At 70.2% G+C, this 22,603-nt stretch carries 26 protein-coding genes; 16 read left to right on the plus strand and 10 right to left on the minus strand.

Translation table 11 applies throughout. From position 1 onward, the window contains the following. Positions 1-120: 120 nt before the first annotated feature. From D7006_RS16165 to D7006_RS16190, 6 genes are all read left to right on the plus strand, one after another. The gene (locus D7006_RS16165; RefSeq protein WP_229643619.1) at positions 121-1,371 is read left to right on the plus strand and encodes an ABC transporter substrate-binding protein; all 1,251 of its coding nucleotides are present in this window, start codon (positions 121-123) and stop codon (positions 1,369-1,371) included. A 259-nt stretch (positions 1,372-1,630) separates the two neighbouring features. After that, on the plus strand, positions 1,631-2,491 hold the full coding sequence (locus D7006_RS16170) for a branched-chain amino acid ABC transporter permease (RefSeq protein ID WP_169122898.1): 861 nt from the start codon (positions 1,631-1,633) through the stop codon (positions 2,489-2,491). Continuing rightward, a complete protein-coding gene (locus tag D7006_RS16175) occupies positions 2,488-3,474 on the plus strand; it encodes a branched-chain amino acid ABC transporter permease (RefSeq protein ID WP_237353748.1) in 987 nt (328 codons plus the stop codon). The genes D7006_RS16170 and D7006_RS16175 overlap by 4 nt, the downstream gene beginning before the upstream one ends. Beyond that, positions 3,467-4,210 (plus strand): ABC transporter ATP-binding protein, encoded by a 744-nt coding sequence (locus D7006_RS16180; RefSeq protein WP_237353749.1) that lies wholly within the window; start codon positions 3,467-3,469, stop codon positions 4,208-4,210. The genes D7006_RS16175 and D7006_RS16180 overlap by 8 nt, the downstream gene beginning before the upstream one ends. Then, complete coding sequence (locus D7006_RS16185; protein ID WP_229643621.1) at positions 4,203-4,919, plus strand: ABC transporter ATP-binding protein; 717 nt, start codon at positions 4,203-4,205, stop codon at positions 4,917-4,919. Before D7006_RS16180 ends, D7006_RS16185 begins: the two co-directional genes overlap by 8 nt. Next, positions 4,919-5,740, plus strand: coding sequence for an alpha/beta fold hydrolase (locus D7006_RS16190; RefSeq protein ID WP_237353750.1), 822 nt, complete (start codon positions 4,919-4,921; stop codon positions 5,738-5,740). The genes D7006_RS16185 and D7006_RS16190 overlap by 1 nt, the downstream gene beginning before the upstream one ends. A 9-nt stretch (positions 5,741-5,749) precedes the next feature. On the opposite strand, the gene D7006_RS16195 is transcribed toward D7006_RS16190, so the two are convergent. The 3 genes from D7006_RS16195 to D7006_RS16205 form a co-directional block, all read right to left on the minus strand. Continuing rightward, positions 5,750-5,908 carry a hypothetical protein gene (locus tag D7006_RS16195; RefSeq protein ID WP_155982261.1) on the minus strand — a complete coding sequence of 53 codons (159 nt, stop codon included), beginning with the start codon at positions 5,906-5,908 and terminating at the stop codon, positions 5,750-5,752. Between the two features lie 162 nt (positions 5,909-6,070). Continuing rightward, complete coding sequence (locus D7006_RS16200) at positions 6,071-7,045, minus strand: aldo/keto reductase (protein WP_237353751.1); 975 nt, start codon at positions 7,043-7,045, stop codon at positions 6,071-6,073. 67 nt (positions 7,046-7,112) lie between these two features. Further along, positions 7,113-7,814 carry a TetR/AcrR family transcriptional regulator gene (locus D7006_RS16205; RefSeq protein ID WP_237353752.1) on the minus strand — a complete coding sequence of 234 codons (702 nt, stop codon included), beginning with the start codon at positions 7,812-7,814 and terminating at the stop codon, positions 7,113-7,115. A gap of 83 nt (positions 7,815-7,897) precedes the next feature. On the opposite strand from D7006_RS16205, the gene D7006_RS16210 reads away from it, so the two are divergent. Together D7006_RS16210 and D7006_RS16215 are read left to right on the plus strand one after the other, a co-directional pair. Continuing rightward, entirely contained in the window at positions 7,898-8,719 is an 822-nt protein-coding gene (locus D7006_RS16210; RefSeq protein WP_237353753.1) for a crotonase/enoyl-CoA hydratase family protein, read from the plus strand. Between the two features lie 3 nt (positions 8,720-8,722). Next, positions 8,723-9,142, plus strand: a complete 420-nt coding sequence (locus D7006_RS16215) for a DUF1330 domain-containing protein (protein ID WP_237353754.1) — start codon at positions 8,723-8,725, stop codon at positions 9,140-9,142. A 37-nt stretch (positions 9,143-9,179) separates the two neighbouring features. Here D7006_RS16215 and D7006_RS16220 read toward each other — a convergent pair whose 3' ends face one another. Beyond that, positions 9,180-10,070, minus strand: coding sequence for a LysR substrate-binding domain-containing protein (locus tag D7006_RS16220; RefSeq protein WP_237353755.1), 891 nt, complete (start codon positions 10,068-10,070; stop codon positions 9,180-9,182). 113 nt (positions 10,071-10,183) lie between these two features. On the opposite strand from D7006_RS16220, the gene D7006_RS16225 reads away from it, so the two are divergent. From D7006_RS16225 to D7006_RS16235, 3 genes are read left to right on the plus strand one after another with little or no spacing between them, the layout of a single operon-like run. Continuing rightward, entirely contained in the window at positions 10,184-10,657 is a 474-nt protein-coding gene (locus D7006_RS16225; protein WP_237353756.1) for a cupin domain-containing protein, read from the plus strand. Between the two features lie 7 nt (positions 10,658-10,664). Next, positions 10,665-11,072: a VOC family protein gene (locus D7006_RS16230; RefSeq protein ID WP_237353757.1), complete on the plus strand. Its 408-nt coding sequence runs from the start codon at positions 10,665-10,667 to the stop codon at positions 11,070-11,072. After that, complete coding sequence (locus D7006_RS16235; protein WP_237353758.1) at positions 11,069-11,485, plus strand: nuclear transport factor 2 family protein; 417 nt, start codon at positions 11,069-11,071, stop codon at positions 11,483-11,485. Before D7006_RS16230 ends, D7006_RS16235 begins: the two co-directional genes overlap by 4 nt. Here D7006_RS16235 and D7006_RS16240 read toward each other — a convergent pair. Beyond that, positions 11,449-12,693 (minus strand): MFS transporter, encoded by a 1,245-nt coding sequence (locus tag D7006_RS16240; protein WP_237356932.1) that lies wholly within the window; start codon positions 12,691-12,693, stop codon positions 11,449-11,451. The genes D7006_RS16235 and D7006_RS16240 overlap by 37 nt on opposite strands. A gap of 367 nt (positions 12,694-13,060) precedes the next feature. Between D7006_RS16240 and D7006_RS25345 the strand changes: the two genes are divergently transcribed. Beyond that, positions 13,061-13,639 carry a DUF1190 domain-containing protein gene (locus D7006_RS25345; protein ID WP_305852676.1) on the plus strand — a complete coding sequence of 193 codons (579 nt, stop codon included), beginning with the start codon at positions 13,061-13,063 and terminating at the stop codon, positions 13,637-13,639. Then, on the plus strand, positions 13,639-14,793 hold the full coding sequence (locus D7006_RS16250) for a glutathionylspermidine synthase family protein (protein WP_237353759.1): 1,155 nt from the start codon (positions 13,639-13,641) through the stop codon (positions 14,791-14,793). Before D7006_RS25345 ends, D7006_RS16250 begins: the two co-directional genes overlap by 1 nt. Before the next feature lie 7 nt (positions 14,794-14,800). Here D7006_RS16250 and D7006_RS16255 read toward each other — a convergent pair whose 3' ends face one another. Together D7006_RS16255 and uppP are read right to left on the minus strand one after the other, a co-directional pair. Next, positions 14,801-15,403: a cation transporter gene (locus D7006_RS16255; protein ID WP_237356933.1), complete on the minus strand. Its 603-nt coding sequence runs from the start codon at positions 15,401-15,403 to the stop codon at positions 14,801-14,803. 85 nt (positions 15,404-15,488) lie between these two features. Next, a complete protein-coding gene (uppP, locus tag D7006_RS16260) occupies positions 15,489-16,361 on the minus strand; it encodes an undecaprenyl-diphosphatase UppP (RefSeq protein WP_229643632.1) in 873 nt (290 codons plus the stop codon). 443 nt (positions 16,362-16,804) lie between these two features. Here uppP and hflK point away from each other — a divergent pair, with 443 nt between their 5' ends. Genes hflK through D7006_RS16275 form a run of 3 tightly spaced genes read left to right on the plus strand, consistent with a single transcriptional unit; the run spans position 16,805 to position 19,938 of the window. Continuing rightward, entirely contained in the window at positions 16,805-17,923 is a 1,119-nt protein-coding gene (hflK, locus tag D7006_RS16265) for an FtsH protease activity modulator HflK (protein WP_237353760.1), read from the plus strand. After that, positions 17,920-18,852, plus strand: coding sequence for a protease modulator HflC (gene hflC, locus D7006_RS16270; RefSeq protein ID WP_237353761.1), 933 nt, complete (start codon positions 17,920-17,922; stop codon positions 18,850-18,852). Before hflK ends, hflC begins: the two co-directional genes overlap by 4 nt. Before the next feature lie 39 nt (positions 18,853-18,891). After that, complete coding sequence (locus tag D7006_RS16275; protein ID WP_237353762.1) at positions 18,892-19,938, plus strand: YjbE family putative metal transport protein; 1,047 nt, start codon at positions 18,892-18,894, stop codon at positions 19,936-19,938. Positions 19,939-19,959: 21 nt separating this feature from the next. Here D7006_RS16275 and D7006_RS16280 read toward each other — a convergent pair whose 3' ends face one another. From D7006_RS16280 to D7006_RS16290, 3 genes are read right to left on the minus strand one after another with little or no spacing between them, the layout of a single operon-like run. Beyond that, positions 19,960-20,715, minus strand: coding sequence for an ABC transporter ATP-binding protein (locus D7006_RS16280; RefSeq protein ID WP_237353763.1), 756 nt, complete (start codon positions 20,713-20,715; stop codon positions 19,960-19,962). Next, on the minus strand, positions 20,712-21,698 hold the full coding sequence (locus tag D7006_RS16285) for an iron ABC transporter permease (RefSeq protein ID WP_237353764.1): 987 nt from the start codon (positions 21,696-21,698) through the stop codon (positions 20,712-20,714). The genes D7006_RS16280 and D7006_RS16285 overlap by 4 nt, the downstream gene beginning before the upstream one ends. Continuing rightward, positions 21,698-22,579, minus strand: a complete 882-nt coding sequence (locus D7006_RS16290; RefSeq protein WP_237353765.1) for an ABC transporter substrate-binding protein — start codon at positions 22,577-22,579, stop codon at positions 21,698-21,700. The genes D7006_RS16285 and D7006_RS16290 overlap by 1 nt, the downstream gene beginning before the upstream one ends. Positions 22,580-22,603 lie beyond the last annotated feature (24 nt).

The raw sequence follows: 22,603 nt of genomic DNA on the forward strand, positions 1-22,603 counted from the left end.
TCCTGAAGGAGTTATAACGACAAAACAACGGAAAATTAGCCCTTGACGGCGGTTTTGGGTTCTGCGTGAAATATCACGACAAAAAATTTAGCCGTCAAGAGCATCTCAGGGAGAGCAAAAATGCCCACACTCACCAAGCGCACCGTCGCCTGTTCGTGGCTCGCCGCGACGGCGTTGTCGGCGCTCGCGGCCCTGCCCGCGGCGGCGCAGCAGCCGCCCATCAAGGTCGGCTTCATGACCGTGCGCTCCGGCGCGCTGGCCGCTGGCGGCAAGCAGATGGAGCAGGGCATGGAATATTGCCTTGCCGAGCGGAACGGCATGATGGGCGGCCGCAAGGTCGAGCTCATCACGGTGGACACCGCCGGCCAGCCCGCCACCACCAAGACCCGCGCCCAGGAGCTGGTGGAGCGCGAGCGCGTCAACGCCATCATCGGTCCGCTGGCCGCCTTCGAGGCGCTGGCCATCGACGACTACATCCGCCAGGTGGGCGTGCCGGTGATCTCGCCCTCGGCGGCGGCTGAGGACCTCACCCAGCGCAAGCAGAATCCGTGGTTCGTGCGCGCCGTGGGCACCTCGGCCCAGGCCAACCACGCGCTCGGCGAATATGCCGCCAAGGATCTCAAGCTGAAGCGCGTCGTCACCATCGGCGACGACTTCGCCTTCGGCCATGAGGCCACCGCCGGCTTCCAGCGCGCCTTCGAGGACAATGGCGGCAAGGTGGTGCAGAAGCTCTGGCCGCCGCTCAACGTCGCCGACTACGGCAGCTACATCAGCCAGATCCGCACCGACGTGGATGCGGTCTACGCCGCCTTCGCCGGCGGCAACGGCCTGCGCTTCCTCCAGCAATATGCCGAATATGGCGCGCCGGTGAAGGTGATCGCGCAGATGACCACCGTGGACGAGGGCATCCTCAAGTCCATGGGCAAGGAAGCCGTCGGGGTCATCTCCTCCGGCTGGTACACGGCAACCCAGGACGTGCCCGGCAACAAGGAATTCGCCGCCGGCATCCGCGCCAAGTACGGCGCCGATCCCGGCTACTACACCGCCGGCGCCTATGCGGCCTGCGCCTTCCTCGATGCGGCCGTGAAGGCCGTCGACGGCAAGGTGGAGGACAAGCAGGCGCTGATGAAGGCGCTGCGCTCGGTGAAGCTGGAGAAGGGACCGTATGGCGAGGTCACCCTCGACGAATACGGCAACCCCATCATGAACGTCACCATCCGCAAGACCGAGGAGAAGGACGGACGGCTGCAGAACGTCGTCATCAAGACCTATCCGAAGGTGACGCAGTTCTGGATCTACGATCCCAAGGCCTTCCTCGCCGATCCGGTCTACAGCCGCGACTACCCGCCGGCGAAGAATCTGGGGCAGTGAACCGGGATTTGATTCCGGGACTTATCCCAGCAAAGGGCCGTCATGCCCCGGCTTGTCCGGAAGTCGGCTGTTGCCGACTTCCGTTCGTGAAGTGGGAACTCGGCAACAGCCGAGTTCCGGGGCATCCACTCCGCCGCACGCGGGGTGCATGAGTTGCTGTAGCCCGCCCCGCCACACTGTGTGGATCCCCCGGACACGCCGGGGGATGACGACCCATTAGCCATTCGCCTGGCCCCTCCTTCTTTTCCGAGGACCGATCATGACCTTCTGGGTCAGCCAAAGCCTCAACGCCCTCGCGCTCGGCGGACTGTTGTTCATGCTGGCGTCGGGCTTCAGCCTGATCTTCGGGCTGATGCGGGTGGCGAACCTTGCCCATGGCGCGCTGTTCATGCTGGGCGCCTATCTCGGCCTTGCCGCGGTGAAGGCCGGGTTCGGCTTCTGGGCGGCGGCGGCAACGGCGGCGGTGGCCGTGGGGCTGCTCGGCGGCATCATCGAGCGCACCCTGCTGCGCCGCCTCGCCGGCCGCACCCTGCCGCAGGTTCTGCTGACGCTGGGCCTCGCTTTCATCATCGCCGACGCCTGCCTGATGACGTGGGGTGGTGATCCCATGCGCCTGCCGCCGCCGCCGGAACTCTCCGGTGCCGTGCGCATCGGCGATGCGGTGTTCCCGCGCTACCGGCTGTTCGTCATCGGCGCCTCGGCGGCGGTGGCGCTGGGGCTCTGGCTGCTGGTGGAGCGCACCCGCGCCGGCGCCATGATCCGCGCGGCGGTGGACGACGTGGGCATGGCCCGCGCCATCGGTGTCTCGGCTTCTACCCTCTTCACCGCCGTCTTCTGCCTCGGCACGGCGCTCGCCGGCCTCGGCGGGGTCATCGGCGGCCCCATCCTCTCGGTCTATCCCAGCCTCGACCAGGACATGCTGCCGCTGGCCTTGCTGGTCGTCATCCTCGGCGGCGCCGGGAGCCTCGTCGGGGCGTTCGTCGGCGCCTACGCCATCGGCTTCATCTACACGTTCGGACAGGTGCTCGTGCCCGACCTTGCCTATGTGATCCTGTTCCTGCCCATGATCGCGGTGCTCTCCGTAGCGCCGCAGGGCCTGTTCGGCCGGAGGCTCGGATGAGCGCGCGCGTCCTCCCCTTCGCGGTGGCGCTGGCCGCCATGGCCATGGTGCCCCTGTTCTCCACCTCGCCCTTCTACGTGAACCTGACCAGCCAGGTGGCCATCGCCGCCATCGGCGCGCTGGGGCTGAACGTGCTGGTGGGCCATGCGGGGCTGAACTCGCTCGGCTTCGCGGTGTTTCCCGGCCTCACCGCCTATCTCGTGGCGTGGCTCTCCACCGTGGGCGGGATCGACCCGGTGGCGGCCGCCCTCTTCGCCCTCGGCGGGACGATGATGGTGTCCGCGCTGTTCGCCCTCGTCGCCCTGCGCACCACCGGCCTCGGCTTCGTGATGATCACCATGGCCCTCTGCCAGATCGTCTGGGGTGCGGCCTATCGCTGGACCTCGGTGACCGGCGGCGACAACGGCCTGTCCGGCGTGCCCCGCCCCGGCGGCGCTTGGCTGCCGCTGGAAAAGCCGGAATATTTCCTGTGGCTGTGCCTCATTGTGCTGGCACTGGCGCTCATCCAGCTCGGCCGCTTCTTCGACAGCCCGCTCGGCGTCGCGCTGCGGGGCACGCGGGACCAGCCGCGCCGCATGGGCGCGGTGGGCTATGACGTGTGGCGCATCCGCTTCGTGGCCTGGATGCTGGCCGCCGCCTGGGGCGCGGCCGCCGGTCTGCTCTATGCCTGGTATCACCAGTTCGTCAGCCCGCACATGATGGCGGTGACCGCCTCCGCCGAGGTGCTGCTGATGGTGGTGGCGGGCGGCGCCGGCACGCTCGCCGGTCCGCTCATCGGGGCGGCGCTGGTGGTGCTGCTCAAGAACCTCGCCTCCATCTGGATCGACCGCTGGGTGATGCTGCTCGGCTTCACCTTCGTCGTCATCGTCCTGCTGATGCCCGACGGCATCGTGCCCGGCTTCTCCCGCCTCACCGCGTGGCTGAAGCGGCTGCGCCCGACGCCTGCCCCCAAACTCGTGCCCCGGGAGCGCGCCGATGGCTGAGCCCGCCTTGCGCATCGACGGCCTGACCAAGCAGTTCGGCGGCCTGCCGGCCGTCGCGGACGTCAGCCTCGACATCATGCCCGGCGAGCGGCATCTGCTGCTCGGCCCCAACGGCGCGGGCAAGACCACGCTGTTCAACCTGATCTGCGGCGACCTCACGCCCACCGGCGGCTCCATCCGGCTGTTCGGATCGGAACTCGTGGGCCTGCCGCCGCGCAAGCGCACCGGCCATGGCCTCGCGCGCACCTATCAGATCCTCACGCTCTTCCCACACGAGACCCTTTGCCGGAACGTGATGCTGGCCCTGAACGGCCTGCGCCGCGACAAGTGGCGCGCATGGGCCCCGTTCGGCGCGGATGCGGCGCTCAGATCCGAGGCGCTGGCCATCCTCGACCGGGTGAAGCTCGCCGACCTCGCGGACCGGCCGGTGTCCCAGACCGCCTATGGCGATCGCCGTCGTCTTGAGATCGCCATGGCGCTGGCCCTCGACCCGCGCGTGCTGCTGCTGGACGAGCCTTTGGCCGGCCTCTCCCGCGATGAGCGGGTGATGGTGCAGGAGCTGCTCGCCAATCTGCCCGAGGAGATGACGGTGGTGCTCATCGAGCACGACATGGATGTCGCCCTCGCCTTCGCCGAGCGCATCACTTTGCTCCACCACGGCCGGGTGGTGACCACCGGATCGCGCGCCGACATCGCCGCAGATCCCCGCACACGGGAGGTGTATCTCGGTGCCTGAAGCCCTGACCCTGTCCAATCTCCACGTCTATCACGGCGAGATCTGCGCCGTGCGCGGGCTGGACATCACCTGCGCCGAGGGCGCGGTGACTGCCCTGCTCGGCCGCAACGGCGCGGGCAAGTCCACGACCCTCTCCGCCATCGCCGGCCTCAACGACGCCCGGCAGGGGCGCATCGATTTGTTCGGCACCGCGCTGGAGGGCCGCAAGCCCGAGGCCATCTGCCGGCTCGGCGTGGGGCTGGTGCCGCAGGGGCGGCGCATCTTCCCCTCCCTTACCGTGCAGGAACATCTCGCCATCGCCTACCGGCCGCCGCGCCACAAGGCGGAGCGGGTGTTCGACATCGCCTCGGTGGAGACGCTGTTTCCCCGCCTGAAGGAACGGCGACGGCAGCTCGCCGGCTCCATGTCCGGCGGCGAGCAGCAGATGCTGGCCATCGCCCGCGCGCTGGTCACCAATCCGCGCGTGCTGCTGCTGGACGAGCCGGCGGAAGGGCTCGCGCCGCAGATCGTCGCCGAGGTGGCGGAATCCATCGCCGCGCTGAAGGCGGCCGGGCTCTCCATCCTCCTCGTGGAACACAATCTGCCGCTGGCGCTGCGGCTCGCCGACACCTGTGTCGTCCTGTCCTCGGGGGAGGTGGTCTGGCGCGGACCGCCTCAGGTCCTCGCCGACGATCCCGCCCTCATGGCCCAACATCTGGGAGTGCACTGATGCTCACCGCCAACACCCGCGCCGCCGGCCTCTCCGCGCACATCACCGGCACCGGTCCCAGCATCGTGTTCCTGCATTCCCTGCTGTCCGATCGCGGCAGCCTCGAGCCCATGGTGCCGCTGCTGTCCGACAGCTTCCGGCTGGTGCTGCTCGATCTGCCGGGCTTCGGCGGTTCGCCGCGCGTCGAGGGGGGACTGGACGGTCAGGCGGATGCGGTGGCGGCAGCGGTGGCGGAGGCCTGCCCCGGCGAGACGCCGATCCTGTTCGGCAACGGCTACGGCTCGTTCCTCGCTCTCGCCACGGCCCTGCGCCATCCGCAGCTGTCGAGCGGCCTGTTCCTGGCCGGCTGCGGCGCCGGCTTCACCGAGGAGGGGCGCGGCGCCTTCCGCTTCATGGCCGCGAAGGCGGGCGAAGAGGGGCTGGAATCCATCGCCCAGACCGCCATGCTGCGCCTGTTTCCGGCCGCCATGGCGGCGCGGGTGCCGCAGACGCTGGCGGAGCGGCGCGCCGCCTTTGTCGCCACCGATCCGGATGTCTTCCGCGAAGCCTGCGGGATTCTCGCGACGCTCGATCTGAAGGAGGCCGCCCGGCGGCTCGCCGTGCCGGTGTTCGCCTGCGCCGGAGCTCTGGATGCGGCGACGCCGCCGGTGATGGCGCAAGAGCTCGCCGATCTCGTGCCCAACGGCACCTTCCACGAAATCCCCGATTGCGCGCACGTGCCGACCCTTCAGGCGCCGGCCGAGGTGGCGGTGCTGCTCACCGGGTTCGCCCGCACCGTGGAGGCGCCGCCGGAGCCGGTCGCTGCCTCCCAGGCGGGCTGAGCGCGCGCGTCAGGCGACGGTCGGCACGTCCATGGCGAGAGCCACCAGCGTGGCGCCGAGCGCGAGCAGGAAGTTAAGGCCGCCGCTGCCGCCGAACACAAAGGTGACGCCGACGCTCAGCAGACCGGCGACGACGGTGAGGAGAATTCCGAAAGCGATGCCCTTCATGGGTCTTGTCCAGAAACACGATCGGGCCAACCTGCCCGCTCTCGTCTGATGCTCCGGACGGCGGGCGGAATTTCGACGGCAAAGCGGCGACTTTGCTGCGGGCGGAGCGGGCGCCCACAGATCGACGAAACGTGATCTTTTCGCCACGGCGGACGCGGGGGCTCAGTCCGTGAAGCCGGCGACGGCGTGGGGCACGTAAGGCGCCTCCAGCGCGGCGATCTCCTCCGCCGTCAGGGTCAGCGAGAGGGCGGCCACGGCATCCGTGAGATGGCCGGGCTTGGATGCGCCGATGATGGGGGCGGTGACGCCCTTCTTCTGCAGCAGCCAGGCGAGGGCCACCTGCGCGCGCGGCACGCCCCTCGTCGCGGCGATGGCACCCACCGCGTCCACCACCTCGCGGTCACCCGCCACATAGAGCGTCTTGCCGAATTCGTCGCTCTCCAACCGATAGGTCGCCTCGTCCCACGCCCGCGCCAGCCGGCCGCGCGCCAGCGGGCTCCACGGGATCACCGCCACACCTTCCTCGATGCACAGGGGCAGCATCTCGCGCTCCTCCTCGCGATAGAGGAGGTTGAGGTGATTCTGCATGCTCACGAAGCGGGTCCAGCCGTTGAGGCGGGAAATGTAGATCGCCTTGGCGAAGCGCCATGCCGGCATGGAGGAGGCGCCGATGTAGCGCGCCTTGCCCGCCTTCACCACGTCGTGAAGCGCTTCCAGCGTCTCCTCGATGGGGGTCGCGTGGTCGAAGCGGTGGATCTGGTAGAGGTCCACATAGTCCGTGCCGAGCCGCCGCAGGCTGGCGTCGATCTCGGCCATGATCGCCTTGCGCGAGAGGCCGGCGCCATTGGGGCCGGGGCGCATGCGGTTGAACACCTTGGTGGCCAGCACCACCTCCTCGCGCCGCACGAAATCCTTCAGCGCGCGGCCGACGATCTCCTCGGAGGTGCCGTCGGAATAGACGTTGGCGGTGTCGAGGAAATTGATGCCGAGGTCGAGCGCCTGGCGGATGAGCGGGCGGCTCTCCTCCTCCTTGAGGGTCCAGGCGTGGGAGCCGCGGTTCGGCTCGCCGAACGTCATGCATCCTAGGCACAGCTTCGAGACTTCGAGGCCCGTCGCGCCGAATTTCACGTAGTCCACTGCCTGTCTCCCGCGATAGAGGCGCCCACCATGGCCGCCGGGCGCGGACTTGCAAGCACTCAATGCATCACGATACCGCGCTCGCCCGCTCCTGCCGGGGATGGGCGCGCACCAGCGCGCGCGCGGCGGCGCCCGCCTCCTCGAACCAGCTCGCATCCCGATGCACCAGCGAGGCGGAGAAGGCGCCGTCGAGCAGCAGCAGGATCTGCCGCGCCAGAGCGGTGGGGGTCGCGAAGCCCGCGCCGTCGAGTTCGCCCGCCAGCCACGTGGCGAACGCCGCCTTGTGGCGCGCGCCGATCTTCACCGCCGGATGTCCCGGGAGCGCTGCAAGTTCGGCCGTGGTGCGCAGGAAGCCGCAGCCCTTCCATTTGGGATGCCGCGCGCTCTTGGCGAGGGCCGTGAAGATGGCCGCGACCTTCTCGTCCACCCCACCCTCGGCGGCGGCGAACCACCCTGCCATCTGCGTCAGGTTGGGCTGGTCGCGGGCATCGAGATAGGCGGCGACGAGGTCGTCCTTGCTGTCGAAATGATAATAGAGCGTGCGCTTGGTAACGCCCGCTTTCTCCGCCACCGCATCCATGCTGACGCGGCCGATCCCCTCCCCGTAGAACAGCTTGGAGGCGGCCTGGACGATGTTCGCCCGCGTGTCCTTGGCGCGGATGTCCTGGGCGCGTCCGTCCTGGGCGCGCCTGTCTTGGCCGCGGGCATCGTGGGCGCGCTTTTCCTGGGCGCGCTTGTCTTGGACGCGGGCATTCGGGGGCTTCTGCATGGCCGCAAGGTATACCGTACAGTGAGTATACTCAACCGGCCGCCGCGCGCATGGTCGGCGCCTCGCTGAACGAGGAGCCATCCATGAACGCGAACGAGACGGCGCTTGTGCTGAAGACGGTCGACGGCGCCATCGCCACCCTCACCCTCAACCGCCCGGAAAAGCTCAACGCCCTGAGCTACGAGACCATCGAGACGCTGCTGCGCCACCTCGACGCCATCGAGGGCGACGACGGCGTCCGCGGCGTCATCCTTACCGGCACCGGACGCGCCTTCTCGGCGGGCGGCGACATTCCCGAATTCTCCCGCTCGGTGGCTGAGAGCCCCGAGGCGGCGCTGCGGGATTTCGTGGCGCGCGGCCAAAGGCTGACGGCGCGGGTGGAGGCGTTCCGCAAGCCGCTTGTGGTCGCGGTCAACGGCCTTGCCTATGGCGGCGGATGCGAGGTGACGGAGGCGGCGCCGCTCGCCATCGCCAGCGACCGCGCGGTGTTCGCCAAGCCCGAGATCTTGCTCGGCATGCCGCCCACCTTCGGCGGCACCCAGCGCCTGCCGCGCCTCGCCGGCCGCAAGCGGGCGATGGAGCTGCTGCTCACCGGCGAGACCTTCACCCCGCAGCGCGCGCTGGAGCTGGGGCTGGTGAATGCCGTGGTGCCCCACGACGAACTGCTGCCCCGCGCCCGGGACCTCTTGGAACGCATCCTCGTCCACTCCCCGCTCGCCGTCTCGACCATCCTCACGGCGGTGACGCGCGGCATCAATCTGCCCATCGCCGAGGGCCTGCTGGTGGAGGCCGAGCAGTTCGCCCGCATGGCCCCCACCGCCGATCTGCGCGAGGGGCTCGACGCCTGGATCGCCCGCCGCGCGCCGGCCTATCCGGGCCTGTGGACGGCGGTGGCAGAGGGCTGAGCCATGGAGGGACACACCAGCTTCACCCGCGAGACGTTCGCCGCCTTCGCCGCCAACGACCGCCCCGGCCCGGTGCACCTGCTGAACCTCATCCGCCTGCGTCATGAAGTGGCCTATGCGGACGGGCGCGTGACCACCGGCGCGGAGGCCTATGAGGCCTACAGCCGCCTCAGCGCGCCGGTGCTGGCGGAGATCGGCGGGCGCATCGTGTGGCGCGGGGCGTTCGAATTGTCCCTCGTCGGGCCGCCGGAGACCCGTTGGGACATCGCCTTCATCGCCGAATATCCCAGCCCCGGCGCGTTCGTGCAGATGCTGCGCGATCCGCGCTATCGCGAGGCCATGGCGCATCGGCAGGCGGGCGTCGCCGACAGCCGGCTCGTGCGCTTCGATCCCCTGCTCGCCGGCACCGGCTTTGCCGGGTGATGGGCGGCGCGGCATCGCCCGGTGCCGCGCCGCTCCCTCAGTCCGAAGCGCCCGGCGGCCACCCGGCCTGTGGCGCCGACCGGCCCTCCTCTTCCAGCCAGCGCGCGAGGGCCTCCACATTGCGCGGATTGCGCGGCGCCCGGCTGCGGACGAAGTGGAAGCCGGTGTCCAGCTCGATCACCGGCCCCAGCACCCGCAGGCGGCCGGCGGCGAGATGCGTGTCCAGATAACGCGCGTCGGTGAGCACGACGCCGGCCCCGGCCAGCGCCGCCTCCAGCGCCTGCGCCCGGTTCTCCACCACCATGCCGCCGGAAGGCGCTTCGCGCTTCTGGCCCGCCTGCTGCCACCAAAGCGGCCAGTCGCGGAAGCGGGCACGGGCGCGGATCACTGGCCAGCCGGAGGGCCGGCCCAGCGCCAGACCCGGCGCGGCGGCGGGCACCAGCGTCTCGCGGAAGAGAAGCCGCGCCGCCATGCCGGGCCAGTCGCCCATGCCGTTGCGGATGGCGCAGTCCACATCCTCGCCGTCGAGGTCCGCCACGCGCTGCGTGGTCAGCACCGCGATCTCCATGTCCGGATGGGCGCGCTGGAAGCGCGGCAGGCGGGGCAGCAGCCAGTTGGCGGCCAGCGTGTTCACGGTGGAGAGCCGGATCTGCCGCAGCCGCCGCTGCAACGGCGCCACCGCCGCCTCGATCCTGCCGATGGCATCGCCCATGGCGGCGAGCAGCGCGGTGCCCTCATCGGTCAGCATGGAGACGCGGCCGGAACGGGTGACGAGCCGCGCGCCCAGCTCCGCCTCCAGATCCGCGATGCGGTGGGACAGAGCGGAGCGCGATATCCCCAGCGCCTCGGCGGCCGCCCCCTGCCTTTTGTGCCGTGCCAGCGCATCGAGCGCCGCGAGGCCCCGCAGGGACGGCAGGTTGGACGACATGGACGCTTCCCCGCACGAACCGGACAGGTGAGAATTTCTCACCCATTTGAGACCAAACATCCGCTAGCTTCCAGCAGGATCTTGATTGAGGACGTCTCCATGAAGAGTGTGCCATGACCGGCCCCGCCCGCACGCCGCTTGCCGCCGAGGACGTGCCGCCCCGGCGCAAGCCGTCCAACTATCCCGCCCCGTTCGCCGCGCGCATGGCGGGCCGGGAGAAGCGGCAGCTCGGCGACGCGTTCGGCCTCTCCCGCTTCGGCGTGAACCTCACGACGCTGGCGCCCGGCGCCCAGTCCGCGCTGCTGCACCGGCACAGCCGGCAGGAGGAGTTCGTCTATATCCTCGCCGGCACGCCCACATTGCGCACGGACGAGGGCGAGTTCCTGCTCGCCCCCGGCATGTTCATCGGCTTTCCGGCTGAAGGCCTCGCCCATCATCTCGTCAACCGCAGCGAGGGGGAGGTCCGCTATCTGGAAATCGGCGACCGCGACCCTCAGGATGCGGGCGAATATCCCGAGGACGATCTCGTGGCGCATTTCTCCGCCACCGGCTGGTTCTTCACCCGCAAGGACGGAACCCCATGGTGAGGCCCGCATGATTTCCCACGTGAATGTCGGCACCAACGACATCGTTGCCGCGCAGGCCTTCTACGATCCGCTGATGGGGCGCCTCGGCTGGCGCCTGCGCTTCTTCGATGCGCCCGCCGGGCAGGCGGGATGGCAGCCGGCGACGGGCAGGTTTCCCCTGTTCCTGCTGTGCCTTCCCTTTGACGGCCGCCCGGCGGTTCCCGGCAACGGCGCCATGGTCGCCCTGCTCGCGCCTGACCGGGCGAGCGTGGACGACATCCACCGCATGGCGCTGGCCGCCGGCGGAACGGATGAAGGCGGCCCGGGCCTGAGGCCCCACTATCACCCCAACTATTACGGCGCCTATTTCCGCGATCTGGACCGCAACAAGATCTGCGTCTGCTGCCACGAGCCGGAAGAGACGGCGGCGCCATGACCCATGCCGAGGGCACAGACGTGACGCTCACGCGCGAGCAGATGCTCCACCACGCCGAAGCCTGGATCGCCGCCTGGAACCGGCGCGATGTGGAGGCGGTCCTATCCGCCTTCGCCGACAATGCGCGGTTCCGCAGCCCCTTCGCCCTGCAGGTGACGGGACACGCCGCGCTGGAGGGCCGCCCGGCCATCGAGGCCTATTGGCGGCAGGCGCTGGGGCGGATCGAGCGGCTGGAGTTCCGCCTCCTCGCCGCCATCTGCGACGAGCCGGGCCAGCGCATGGTGGTGCATTACGAGGCGACGCTGGGCGACACCACCCGCCGCGCGTGTGAGATCTTCGTCTTTCGCGGCGGGCTGAAGATCGAAGCCGAAGCGCTCTATGGCGACACGGCCGCGCTGCCGGCGTGCGGCTGAGCGGGCGCCTCGGTGGCCGCCGCGCCGGTCTCCGGCATGGCGAAGAGATAGAGCAGGAAGCCCGCCGCCGCGATGGCGGAGAGGGTAAGGAAGGCGGCGCTGTATCCCGCGGCCACGATGGTCACGCCTGCGATGGACGCCGAGAAGGCCGCCCCCAGCCCCTGCGCCGTCGCCACCGCGCCCTGGCTGACATTGAACCGCCCGGTGCCGCGCGTGAGATCGGCCACCACCACCGGGAAGAGCGCGCCGAAGATGCCGGCGCCCACGCCGTCGAGGCACTGAACGGCGAACAGCCAGAACGGATCGTTGGAGAGGGTGTAGAGCGCGCCACGCAGCGCCAGCACCGCGAAGGCGACGAGGAAGATGGGCTTGCGTCCCCACGCATCCGCCTTCGCGCCGACCATGATGGCCATGGGCACCATCACGCATTGCGCCGCCACGATGCACAAGGCGATCAGCGAGGTCGCCTGCTCCTTGCCCACCACATAGGTCAGCAACTGCCCGGTGGTGGGCAGCATGGCCGCGTTGGAGAGGTGGAAGAGGAAGCAGGTGAGCGCGAAGATCAGCAGCGGCCGGCTCGACAGGAGCGTCTTCAGGCCGGAGGGATGCTCGTGGTGGGCGGCATCATGGGCGAGGCCGCGGGCTAGCGTGTCGTCGATCTCGCGGCGCGGCACCACCAGCATGGCGCCGATGCTGAGCGCGGCCAGCACCGCCATGAGCCAGAACACCACGATGGGCCCGAACAGCACCGCCGTGCCGGCGGCGATGGCGGCGGAGACCGCATTGCCGAGATGGTTGAACGCCTCGTTGCGCCCGATGCGCCGCGCGAATGCCTTCGGCCCCACGAGCCCCAGGGTGATGCCGGAGAGCGCCGGCGGGAAGATCGCTCCCGCCATCGCCGCCAGTGACTGGCTGCCCGCCACCAGATAGAAATTGGAGAGGAAAGGCAGCGAGAGGCAGGCGACCGTCACGGCCAGCGCGCCGGCAATCACGATGGCGGGCTTGTTGCGGCTGCTGTCGATGAGCGCGCCGGCCGGGGTCTGGGCGAGGAGGCCGGTGAGGCCGGCAATGGTCATCACGAAGCCGACGGTGGCTTCCGTCCAGCCCTGTTCCGGCCCGCGCACGGCGAGCAGATAGATGGCGAGATAGGGCCCGAGCCCGTCTCGCACATCCGCCAGGAAGAAATTGAGCGCATCCAGCCCCAGCATCGCGCGGCGCGACGGCCCCTGTGCCGGCACATCCGCCGCAACGCCGCCCTGCCCCACCCCCTGAACCTCACCCGCGACCATCGGCAGCCCCCCGAATTCGTCGTTCCCCAACGCGGAAAAAGCGGCCGAAGCAACCCGCCATCACGGCGGGAAGCAGCGGCAGCGTGACAACGCCGCGGGCCACTGTCCAGATCCCGCTCGCCGCACAGCCGATTTCGCCGGTGCGGTGGACGCTGCGTCACCCGCCCCCTTTACCTTGGGAGGAGACAACCTTAGGTTCCCCCTCCGCCGTCCGGGGGAACTTGCGCGGGGGGCACTCTGCCTGCGGGGGCCTGCGTGCAGGGGGACCTGGGAGGGACGCAGCGCGATGAAGCGGTCTACTCAGATCAGCCTTGGCCTGCTTCTCGGCGGGACGGTGCTGACCTTCTACGCCTGCAGCGGCCCCGACGAGCCCGCCGAACTCATCTATGAGGGCAATCGCGCGGACGCGATCCGCCAGTGCCTCGCCGACGATTTCCCGGCGCAGACCTGCGCAACCGCCTATGCCGAGGCGCAGCGCGCCCACACCCAGAGCGCGCCGCGCTTCACCTCGCGGGCCGAATGCGAGCGCGCGACCGACAGCGCCTGCGATTTCACCGTGGTGAAGCGGTTCGACGGCACGCTCGCGGACGTGGTGGTGCCGGTGATGACCGGCTTTCTCCTCAGCCAGGCGCTGCCCGGCCGCGAGGCGAATGTGGGCACAGCGCTCTATCGCTCCCTGCAGGATCCGACCTCCTACCGGCAGCTCTCCGCCTTCGTCGGCGTGGGCGCCGGGGGCGGCGGGGGCACGTTCCTCGGCCCGACGTCTGTGGGCGGCGGCAAGAGCATCGGCGCGGGTGGCCGGGGCGGGTTCGGCGCCCATGGCAGCGGAGGCAAGGGTGGTGGAGGGAAGGGCGGCGGCTCCTGATGCGACGCCATTCCATCTCCCCGCGCCCTGACTGGCGCGCGACGGCCCAGCGGCTCGGCTTCCACTTCGCCGACATGTACGGCGCGCCCTATTGGGACGAGAGCGCCATGTTCTCGTTCACGCTCGCGGAAATCGAGGGCGCCATCGAGGATCCGAGCCGCGACCTCCACCAGATGTGCCTTGCGCTGGCCGACCGGGCGGTGGCGGACGAGCGCATCATGGCGCGCCTCGGCGTGCCCGCGGCCCATCGCGATCTGGTGGCCGCCTCGTGGCGGGCCGGCGAACCCACGCTCTACGGCCGTTTCGACCTCGCCTATGACGGCACGGGGCCAGCCAAGCTGCTGGAGTACAACGCCGACACGCCCACCGGCCTTTATGAAGCGGCCGTCTTCCAGTGGATCTGGCTGGAGCAAGCCCGCAGCCTCGGCATCGTTCCGAACGGCGCCGACCAGTTCAATTCGGTGCATGAGCGCCTCGTGGCGCAATTTGCCGCCATCGGCATCGGTCCGCGCCTCCATCTCGCGGGCATCCTGGATGACGTGGAGGATAGCGGCACGCTGACCTATCTCGCCGATTGCGCGCAGCAGGCGGGGCACAGGGTCCAGCTCATCGCCATGGCCGACATCGGCGTCGATGTCCGTGGGCGCTTCATCGATCTCGACAATCTCGTCATCTCACGGATGTTCAAGCTCTATCCGTGGGAATGGATGTTCGACGAGGCCTTCGCCGTCCACCTCGCCAGCGCCCGTTGCACCTTCATCGAGCCGCCGTGGAAGGCGATGCTCTCCACCAAGGCCATCCTGCCTTTGCTGTGGGAGATGTTTCCCGGCCACCCCAACCTGCTCCCCGCATTCTTCGCCGGCGACCCCCGCGCCGCCGCTCTTGGCGATCACGTGGTGAAGCCGCTGTTCTCCCGCGAAGGCGAGAACGTGACGCTAGTGCGCGGCGGCCGCGTCGCGACGACGCCCGGGCGTTACGGTCAGGAAGGCTATGTGGTGCAGCAAGCCGTCCCCCTCTTCGCCTCCGCGTACGGCAACGCGGTGATCGGCAGCTGGATCGTCGGCGACATCGCCTGCGGCATGGGCATCCGGGAGGACGCCTCCCCCATCACGGCCAACCTCTCCCGCTTCGTGCCGCACATCATCGTCGGCTGAGCGCCGCTCACGGCTGCGCGCGGTGCTCCTCGCGGGCGGCTTCCCACACTTCCCGGGCGGCATCGAGGTTCAGGGCGGCGATGGCGAGGCCGACGATCAGGTCGGGCCAGGCCGAGCGCCACAGAAAGGCGGTGACGGCGCCCGCCGCGATGATCGCCACGTTGGCGAAGGCGTCGTTGCGGGCGGAGAGGAAGGCGGCCTTCGTCAGGCTGCCGCGATGGTCCCGGTAGCGGGCGAGGAGGAAGGCGCAGGAAAGGTTCACCACCAGCGCGCCGAGGCCGGTGAGCGACAATGCGAGGGGCTGCGGCGCCACGGGATCAAGGAATTTGTCCCAGGCGGTCCAGAGCGTGGCGAGGCCGGGGATGAGCAGGATGAGCGCCAGCGCCATGCCCACCTTCGCCCGCGCCCGCGCCGACCAGGCGAGCGCGACGAAGATCAGCATGTTGACGCTGGCGTCTTCCAGGAAGTCCACGCTGTCCGCGAACAGCGAGACGGAGCCGATGGCCAGCGCCACCGCGAACTCCACGCCGAAATAAGCGAGGTTCGCCAGCGCCACCACCAGCACGGTCCTGCGCAGCCCGGCATGGGCCGCACCCTCCGCCTCCGTCATCGCCACCGCCTGATCCCGAGCCCGGTTCGGACCGCAAGGTGACGCGAGGCGCACGCCCTGTCGAGCGTCCGGCGGCGGGCGAGGCTCAGGAGAGCACGCCCCGCCACACCGCCACCAGCAGGAACACGCCCATGCCGATGCGGTAGAACACGAAGGGCCAGGAGGAGAGGCGCTCCATCACCCGCATCAGCGTCCAGATGGCGACGAAGGCGGAGAGCGAGGCGGTGACGAGGCCGACGCCGAGCACTTCCCAGCCCTGCATGTCGAGGCCGGCATGGTGCAGCTCCAAGAGTTCCTTCACGCCCGCCGCGAAGATGGCCGGCAGGCCGAGCAGGAAGGAGAAGCGGGCGGCATCCTCGCGGCGCAGGCCGAGGAACATGGCCGCCGTCAGCGTCGAGCCCGAGCGCGACACGCCGGGGATCAGCGCGCCGACCTGGGCGAGGCCCACCACCAGAGCGTCGGGCAGCTTGATCTGCGCGAAGGTGCGGGTGTGGCGGCTGGTCATTTCCGCGATGCCCAGCAGCAGGCCCATGACGAGGCTCGCCGCGCCGATGACCCACAAGTCGCGGAAGGACGATCCGCAGGCGTTCAGCTTGCTCTTCAAGAGCACGCCGGCAATGACGATGGGGATGGTGCCGAGGATGATGCCCAGCACGGTCTTCGGCGCGTGGGCGCTGAAATCGCCGGCGCGCACCGCCGAGATGGAGCCGCAGGCGAGCGCGCGCAGGTCGCTCCAGAAATAGGTGACCACCGCGAACAGAGCGGCGAGCTGCATGGCCGCTGAGAAGGCGGAGCCGGGATCGGGCCAGCCGAGCAGCGCCGGCACGAGACGCATGTGCGCCGTGGAGGAGATGGGCAGAAGCTCGGTGATGCCCTGGACGACGCCGAGGACGGCCACCTTGGTGGTGCCGAGGGCAACGAACCCGGTGTCCACCCCGCTGGTGCAGACGCTGGCCATGGTGTCGAATTCCGCTTGCTGTGAGGACGGCGTGACGCCTGCGGAACGATGCACGCGGGCGCGCGCGACGACAGGCGCCCCTTGCTATCTGCTTCGCCCGCGCGACGAAACCGGGCGAGGTGCGCGTTGTCACCGCAGTGCCGCAGCGGAAGACTTGCGCACCGGCGGTTGCCGGCTGCTCTCGCCCCGCCACCTCGCGGAACGGAAGCCGTGCGCCCCGCCGCCCGCGACCCCGGGGCTGCCTGAGACAAGCCATTGTAAGGGAAAGAAAATACATGCCCGCTCAAGCCCATTCCGGCAGCCGCGAGATGCCGCACCTGCGCGAGACGGAAGCAATTGCGAATGCAGATTGAAATCTTCTATGGTCCGTCGCCATCCATTGGGCCTGCACCGCCCATTACTTTAGGTAATATCAAAAATTACCTGACCTGAGGTCAGCCTGAATGGCGAATATTGAAGCCGCGCCGCCCACCCAAGAGACCCCCACCCAAGAGACGCCCGCCGAGGACACGCCCCCGCCGCCTGCGCGCGCTCCGGAACCGGTTCAGCAGCAGCCGTTCGAGGGGCTGGCGCGGGAGCAGGTGTCGGAGATGCTGCGCCTGCCCCATTTCGGGCGGCGCGGGGCGCTGGTGGCGGTGGGGCTGGTCGCGGTGCTGTGGGCGGCGAGCGGCTTCTACCGGGTGCAGCCGGACGAGCAGGGCATCGTGCTGCGCTTCGGCAGGTGGGTGGCGACGGAGCCCTCGGGCGTGCACTACCACTGGCCCTATCCCGTCGAAACCATCCTCCTGCCCAAGACCACGCAGATCAACCAGATGGTCCTCGGCTCCCGCGACGGACGGCGCGAGCGCAGCCAGATGCTGACCGGCGACGAGAACATCGTCGAGGTGGACTGCGTGGTGTTCTGGCGCATCCGCGATGCCGGCCAGTTCCTGTTCAATGTCGCCGACGCGGAAGGCACCCTGCGCGTCACCGCCGAGAGCGCCCTGCGCGAGGTCATCGGCCAGAACCCCATCCAGGCGGCGCTCTCCGACAAGCGCCAGCAGATCGCCCAGCAGACGGAAGTCGTGCTCCAGCGCCTGCTGGACAAGTATCAGGCCGGTATCGTCATCACCCAGGTGCAGTTGCTGCGCATCGATCCGCCCGCGGCCGTCATCGACGCCTTCAACGACGTGCAGCGCGCGCGGGCCGATCAGGAGCGGGCGCGCAACGAGGCGGAAGCCTACCGCAACGACATCCTGCCCCGCGCCCGCGGCGAGGCCGAGCGCATCGTGCAGGAGGCGCAGGCCTATGGCGAGCAGGCGGTGGACCTCGCCAAGGGCGAGGCGCAGAGCTTCCTCGCCGTCGAAGCCGCCTATGAGCGGCACAAGGATGTGACCCTGCGCCGCCTCTATCTGGAAGGGGTGGACGAGGTGCTGAAGCATTCCGGGCGGGTCATCGTGGACCTGTCCGCCCATGGCAGCAGCATCGTGCCCTATCTGCCGCTCACCGAGGCGGAGAAGCGCGCCGCCGCCCTCCCCTCCCCTCCCGTCGCGGATCAGGCCAGCACGGGAGTCGCCAAGTGAAGCGCGCCGGTTTCATCGCCCTCGCGGCGGGCATCCTCCTCGTCGCCTTCGCCTCCTCCTTCGCCTTCACCGTGCAGCAGACCCAGCGCGCGCTGGTGGTGCGGCTCGGCATGCCCATCGCGGTGCATGACCAGCCGGGGCTGTATTTCAAGGCGCCGCTCATCGACACGGTGATCTATTTCGAGCGCCGCCTGATCTCGCTGGAGCCCCCCGCCGAGCAGATCATCCTCGGCGACCAGAAGCGCATCGAGGCGAGCACCTACACGCGCTTCCGCATCAACGACCCGCTCGCCTTCTACCAGGCGGTGGGCGGCATCGAGCAGGGCCAGTCGCGGATCGCGCAGATCGTCAATTCGGCGGTGCGGCGCGAGCTTGGACAGGCGAAGCTGGTGGATCTCCTCTCCACCGAGCGCGACCGCATCATCGACAAGATCCGCAACGAGGTCATCGAGCGCAGCCGGTCCCTCGGCGTGGACGTGGTGGACGTGCGCCTGCTGCGCGCCGACCTGCCGGCCGAGACCAGCCAAGCCATCTACGACCGCATGAAGTCCGAGCGCCAGCGCGAGGCCAAGGAGCTGCGCGCCCAGGGCTTCGAATGGGCGCAGGAAATCCAGGCCCGCGCCGACCGCCAGCGCACCGTCATCCTCGCGGAGGCTCAGCAGAAGTCCAAGATCACCCGCGGCGAGGCCGATGCCAAGGCCTCCCAGATCCTCGGCGAGGCCTACGATCACAGCCCCGCTTTCTACACCTTCCTGCGCACCCAGCAGACCTACCGGCAGACGCTGGCGGGCGCCTCGCCCATGCTGCTGCTGTCGCCCGACGCCGACTTCCTCGGCGCCCTGACGCGCGGGCCGACCCTCGCCGACAGCGCGGGCGCCGCCACTGCGTCCGCCACCGGCCAGCCCGCGAAGAACCCGGCTAAGCCCTGACCGGCCGCACCCCGACGCATTTGAGAAGGACACCCGGCGATGGATCTCGGCGCTGACCTCTCCTGGTTCGGCACGAGCCTGAAGATCTTCCTGATCGACATCCTGCTGAGCGGCGACAACGCCCTGCTCATCGCACTGGCCTGCCGCAGCCTGCCGGCGGAGCAGGTGCGCAAGGCGGTGGTGCTCGGGGCGGCGGGAGCGGTCTTCTTCCGGCTTGTCATCGCGGCGCTCGCCGGCACGCTGATGGCGATCCCGCTGCTGAAGATCGGCGGCGGGCTGCTTTTGGCCGTCATCTCCATCAACCTCTTGGCCGGCGAATATCGGCGGCGGCGGGAAGGCGACCGGCCGGTCGAGCTCGACCCCTCCCTCGGCCAGGGGGGCGGGCTGCTCGGAGCGGCGCTGGTGATCCTCATCGCCGACGCCATCATGAGCCTTGACAATGTGGTGGCCCTCGCCGCCGTGTCGGAAGGCCATCTGAGCCTTCTGGTGGGCGGCGTGCTCCTGTCGGTGCCGCTCATCTTCTTCGGCAGCTTCGTGATGGCCGAGGCGATGAAGCACATTCCCGCCCTCACCTTCATCGGCACGGCCTTCCTCAGCTGGATCGCCGGCAGCCTCATCGTCACCGATCCGCTGTGGTCCGGCTGGGTGGCGGCAAATGCGGAAGCGCTGTTCGTGCTGGTGCCGCCGGCCGCCGCCATCTTCGTGCTCGCCAATGCGCGCTTCACGGCGGATGAGCGCATGTCCGGCGACGGGAAGCGGGAGCCGCCGCCGAAGCGCGCGCGCCTCCTGCCAGCGCGGCCGATGCCCGCCACCGTGGCGATGGCCGTGGCCGTTCCGGTCCCCGTGCCCGAACCCGTACGCCCGGCGGAAGCTGCCATCCCGGCCGCGCCCATCGCCGCCCGCGCGGAAATTCCGGTGGACGCCCCCCGCCCCCTTCCCGCCGCCCCGGTGCGGCGGCCCACCCAGAACCTGCCGCCCGCGCCCGATTATTCGGACAAGGTGATGATCTACGGGCTGATCGGGCTCTTCTGCCTCATCGCCGTGGTGATGATCAGCGTGCTCATCATGGCCCACGGGGTCGGCTGATCCGGCCCTCGTCCCGCCGCGTTATCCCCGCCGGGACCAGGGCAGCACCACCATCTCGCCGACATGGGTCAGCCGCACGGCATCCACGCCGAAGGCCTCCGCCAGATGGGCATCGTCCAGCACCTGCGCCGCTGTCCCTTCGGCGAGGAGCCGGCCGTCCTTCATCAGAGCGAGGCGATCGCAGAAGCGGCCGGCAAGAGTGAGGTCGTGCAGCACCGCGACCACCACGGCGCCGCGCCGGGCGGTGTCGCGCAGCAGGGCCATCACCTCCAGCTGGTGCAGCGGATCGAGCGCGGCGGAGGGCTCGTCGGCGAGGAGGATGGGGGCCTCGACCGCCAGCGCGCGGGCGAGCAGCACCCGCGCCCGCTCGCCGCCGGAGAGGGTATCCGCCGAGCGCCGGGCCAGCGCCTCCACCCCGGCCGCCGCCATGGCTCGCCGCGCGGCCTCATCCACCGCCGCCGAGCCGTGAGGCAGGCGCCCCAGCGCCACCACTTCCTCGACCGGCAGCGGCCAGTGGATGCGGCCGTCCTGCGGCAGATAGGCGATGGTCCGCCCAAGCCCACGCCGGCCGATCTCGGCGGCGGCGCGGCCGTCATAGAACACATGGCCGGAAGCGGGCGCCTCAAGGCCGGCCAGCACGCGCATCAGGCTGGTCTTGCCGGCGCCGTTGGGGCCGAGCAGGCCGAGAAAGGTGCCGCCTTCGAGCGCGAGGCTGAGGTCGCGCACCAGGGTCGCGGTGCCCCGGGTCACGGTGACGGAACGGGCGGCAAGATTCATGACTCCACCCCCCGCAGCCGGGCGAGGAGGAACAGGAAGAAGGGCGCGCCGATGAGCGCCGTCACCACGCCGAGCTGAAGCTCCGGCCGGGTGGGCACGAGCCGCACCACGATATCCGCCCCGAGGGTGAGCGCCGCGCCGGCCAGCCCGCTCGCCGCCAGAAGCCGGCCCGGCCGGTGGCCCACCAGCGGGCGCACCAGATGGGGCACCACGAGCCCCACGAAGCCGATGGCCCCCGCCACCGCCACGCTCGCCCCCACCGCCGCCGCCGTGCCGCCGATGACCAGCAGACGCACCCGGCGGAGCGGGAAGCCGAGGCTTTCGGCGGCATCCTCGCCCAAGGTGAGCGCATCGAGCGCCGGGCCGGTGGCGAGCACCAAGACCCAGCCCACCGCCATGAAAGGCAGCGCCAGCGCCACATGCACGAGGCTGCGGTCAGCCAGCGAGCCCATGAGCCAGAACACCAGCTCCAGCGCCGCATAGGGGCTGGGCGCCAGATTCAGCGCCAGCGCCGTGAGCGCGCCGGCGAGGCTGGAGAGGGCGACGCCGGCGAGGATCAGCATCACCGTCCCCGCCCCGCGCGCCGCGAGCGCGAGCAGCACGGCGGTCGCCGCCGCCGCTCCCATCAGACCGCCCAGGGGCAGCGCCAGCGCGAAGGAGGCGGAGAAGCCGAAATAGAAGGCGATGACCGCCCCCAGCGCCGCCGCGCCGGAGACGCCGACCACGCCGGGATCGGCGAGAGGATTGCGCATCAGCCCCTGCAAGGCCGCTCCGGTGATGCCGAGGCTGAAGCCCACCGCCCCGCCGAGGATGGCGCGCGGCAGGCGCAGCTCGGACAGCACCAGCGCCGAGAGGCTCTGCCGGCCGGCGAGAAGATCGCCGAAGGCGGCGCCAAGATCGAGCGGCGCATAGCCCACCGCCACCGAGGCGCAGAACAGCACCAGCACCACAAGACCGAGACCGAGGACGACGCGCGACGGCATCAGCGCGCCCCCTCGGCGGCAGCGTGATGGGCGCTCCCCGCCGCAAGCCGCCGGGATTCCGGGCCGGACAAACGGGCGCGGGCCGCCGCCAGCAGCACCGCCGCCTCGGCGAGGTCCGGCCCGGCGCAGGTCCACAGCCGGAGCGGCAGGGCCAGCGTGCGGTCCTTGAAGGGGGCGAGCGCCGGGTGATGCAGCAAGGCGTCGGCGAGGGAGGGCGGCGCCGTCTCCTCGGCATTCACCACCACGAGGTCGGGCGCGGCGCGCACGATCTCCTCCAGCGCGAGCTGGCCCATCTTGTCCGTCGGCAGGCGCGCCGCGAGGTTGGAAAGACCGGCCTTCTCCATCAGCTCGTCGGCCAGCGAGCCGCGGCCGGTGGTGAAGCCGTTGGGGCGCAGCACGACGGCGGTGGGGCGTGGACCCGCAACCGGCGGCAGTCGGGCGAAGGCCTCCTCCATCTGCCGCACCATGGCCGCGCCCCGCTCCGGCACGCCGAGCCGCTCCGCCACCATGCGGATCTGGGCATAGGCCTCTTCCAGCGTCTGCGGATCGCCGAGTTCCAGCACCTCGAAGCCGAGGCGGCGCAGCACGGCGGTGGCGGTACGGGTGGTGTAGGCGCCGACGAGCACGAGGTCCGGCTTCAGCGGCACCACCTCCTCCGCCAGCCCGCGATTGACCGGCACCTCGCGCGCGCGGTCCGCCACGTTGGAGGCGAGCGGGTCGCGCGCGAGATGGGTGACGGAGAGCACCTGCCCCGGATCGGCGAGCCGCAGGGCCAGCTCGTCCGTGCACAGATTGAGGGAGACGACGCGAGGCCGGGCGTGCAGCGGAACACGCGGCTCCTGCGCCCCCGCCGAAGCGCAGGCGAGAAGGGCCGCGAGCATCAGCCCGGCCGCCTTGCCCCTCAC

It is taken from the genome of Xanthobacter sp. YC-JY1 (genome assembly GCF_021730305.1).
Classification (GTDB): domain Bacteria; phylum Pseudomonadota; class Alphaproteobacteria; order Rhizobiales; family Xanthobacteraceae; genus Xanthobacter; species Xanthobacter flavus.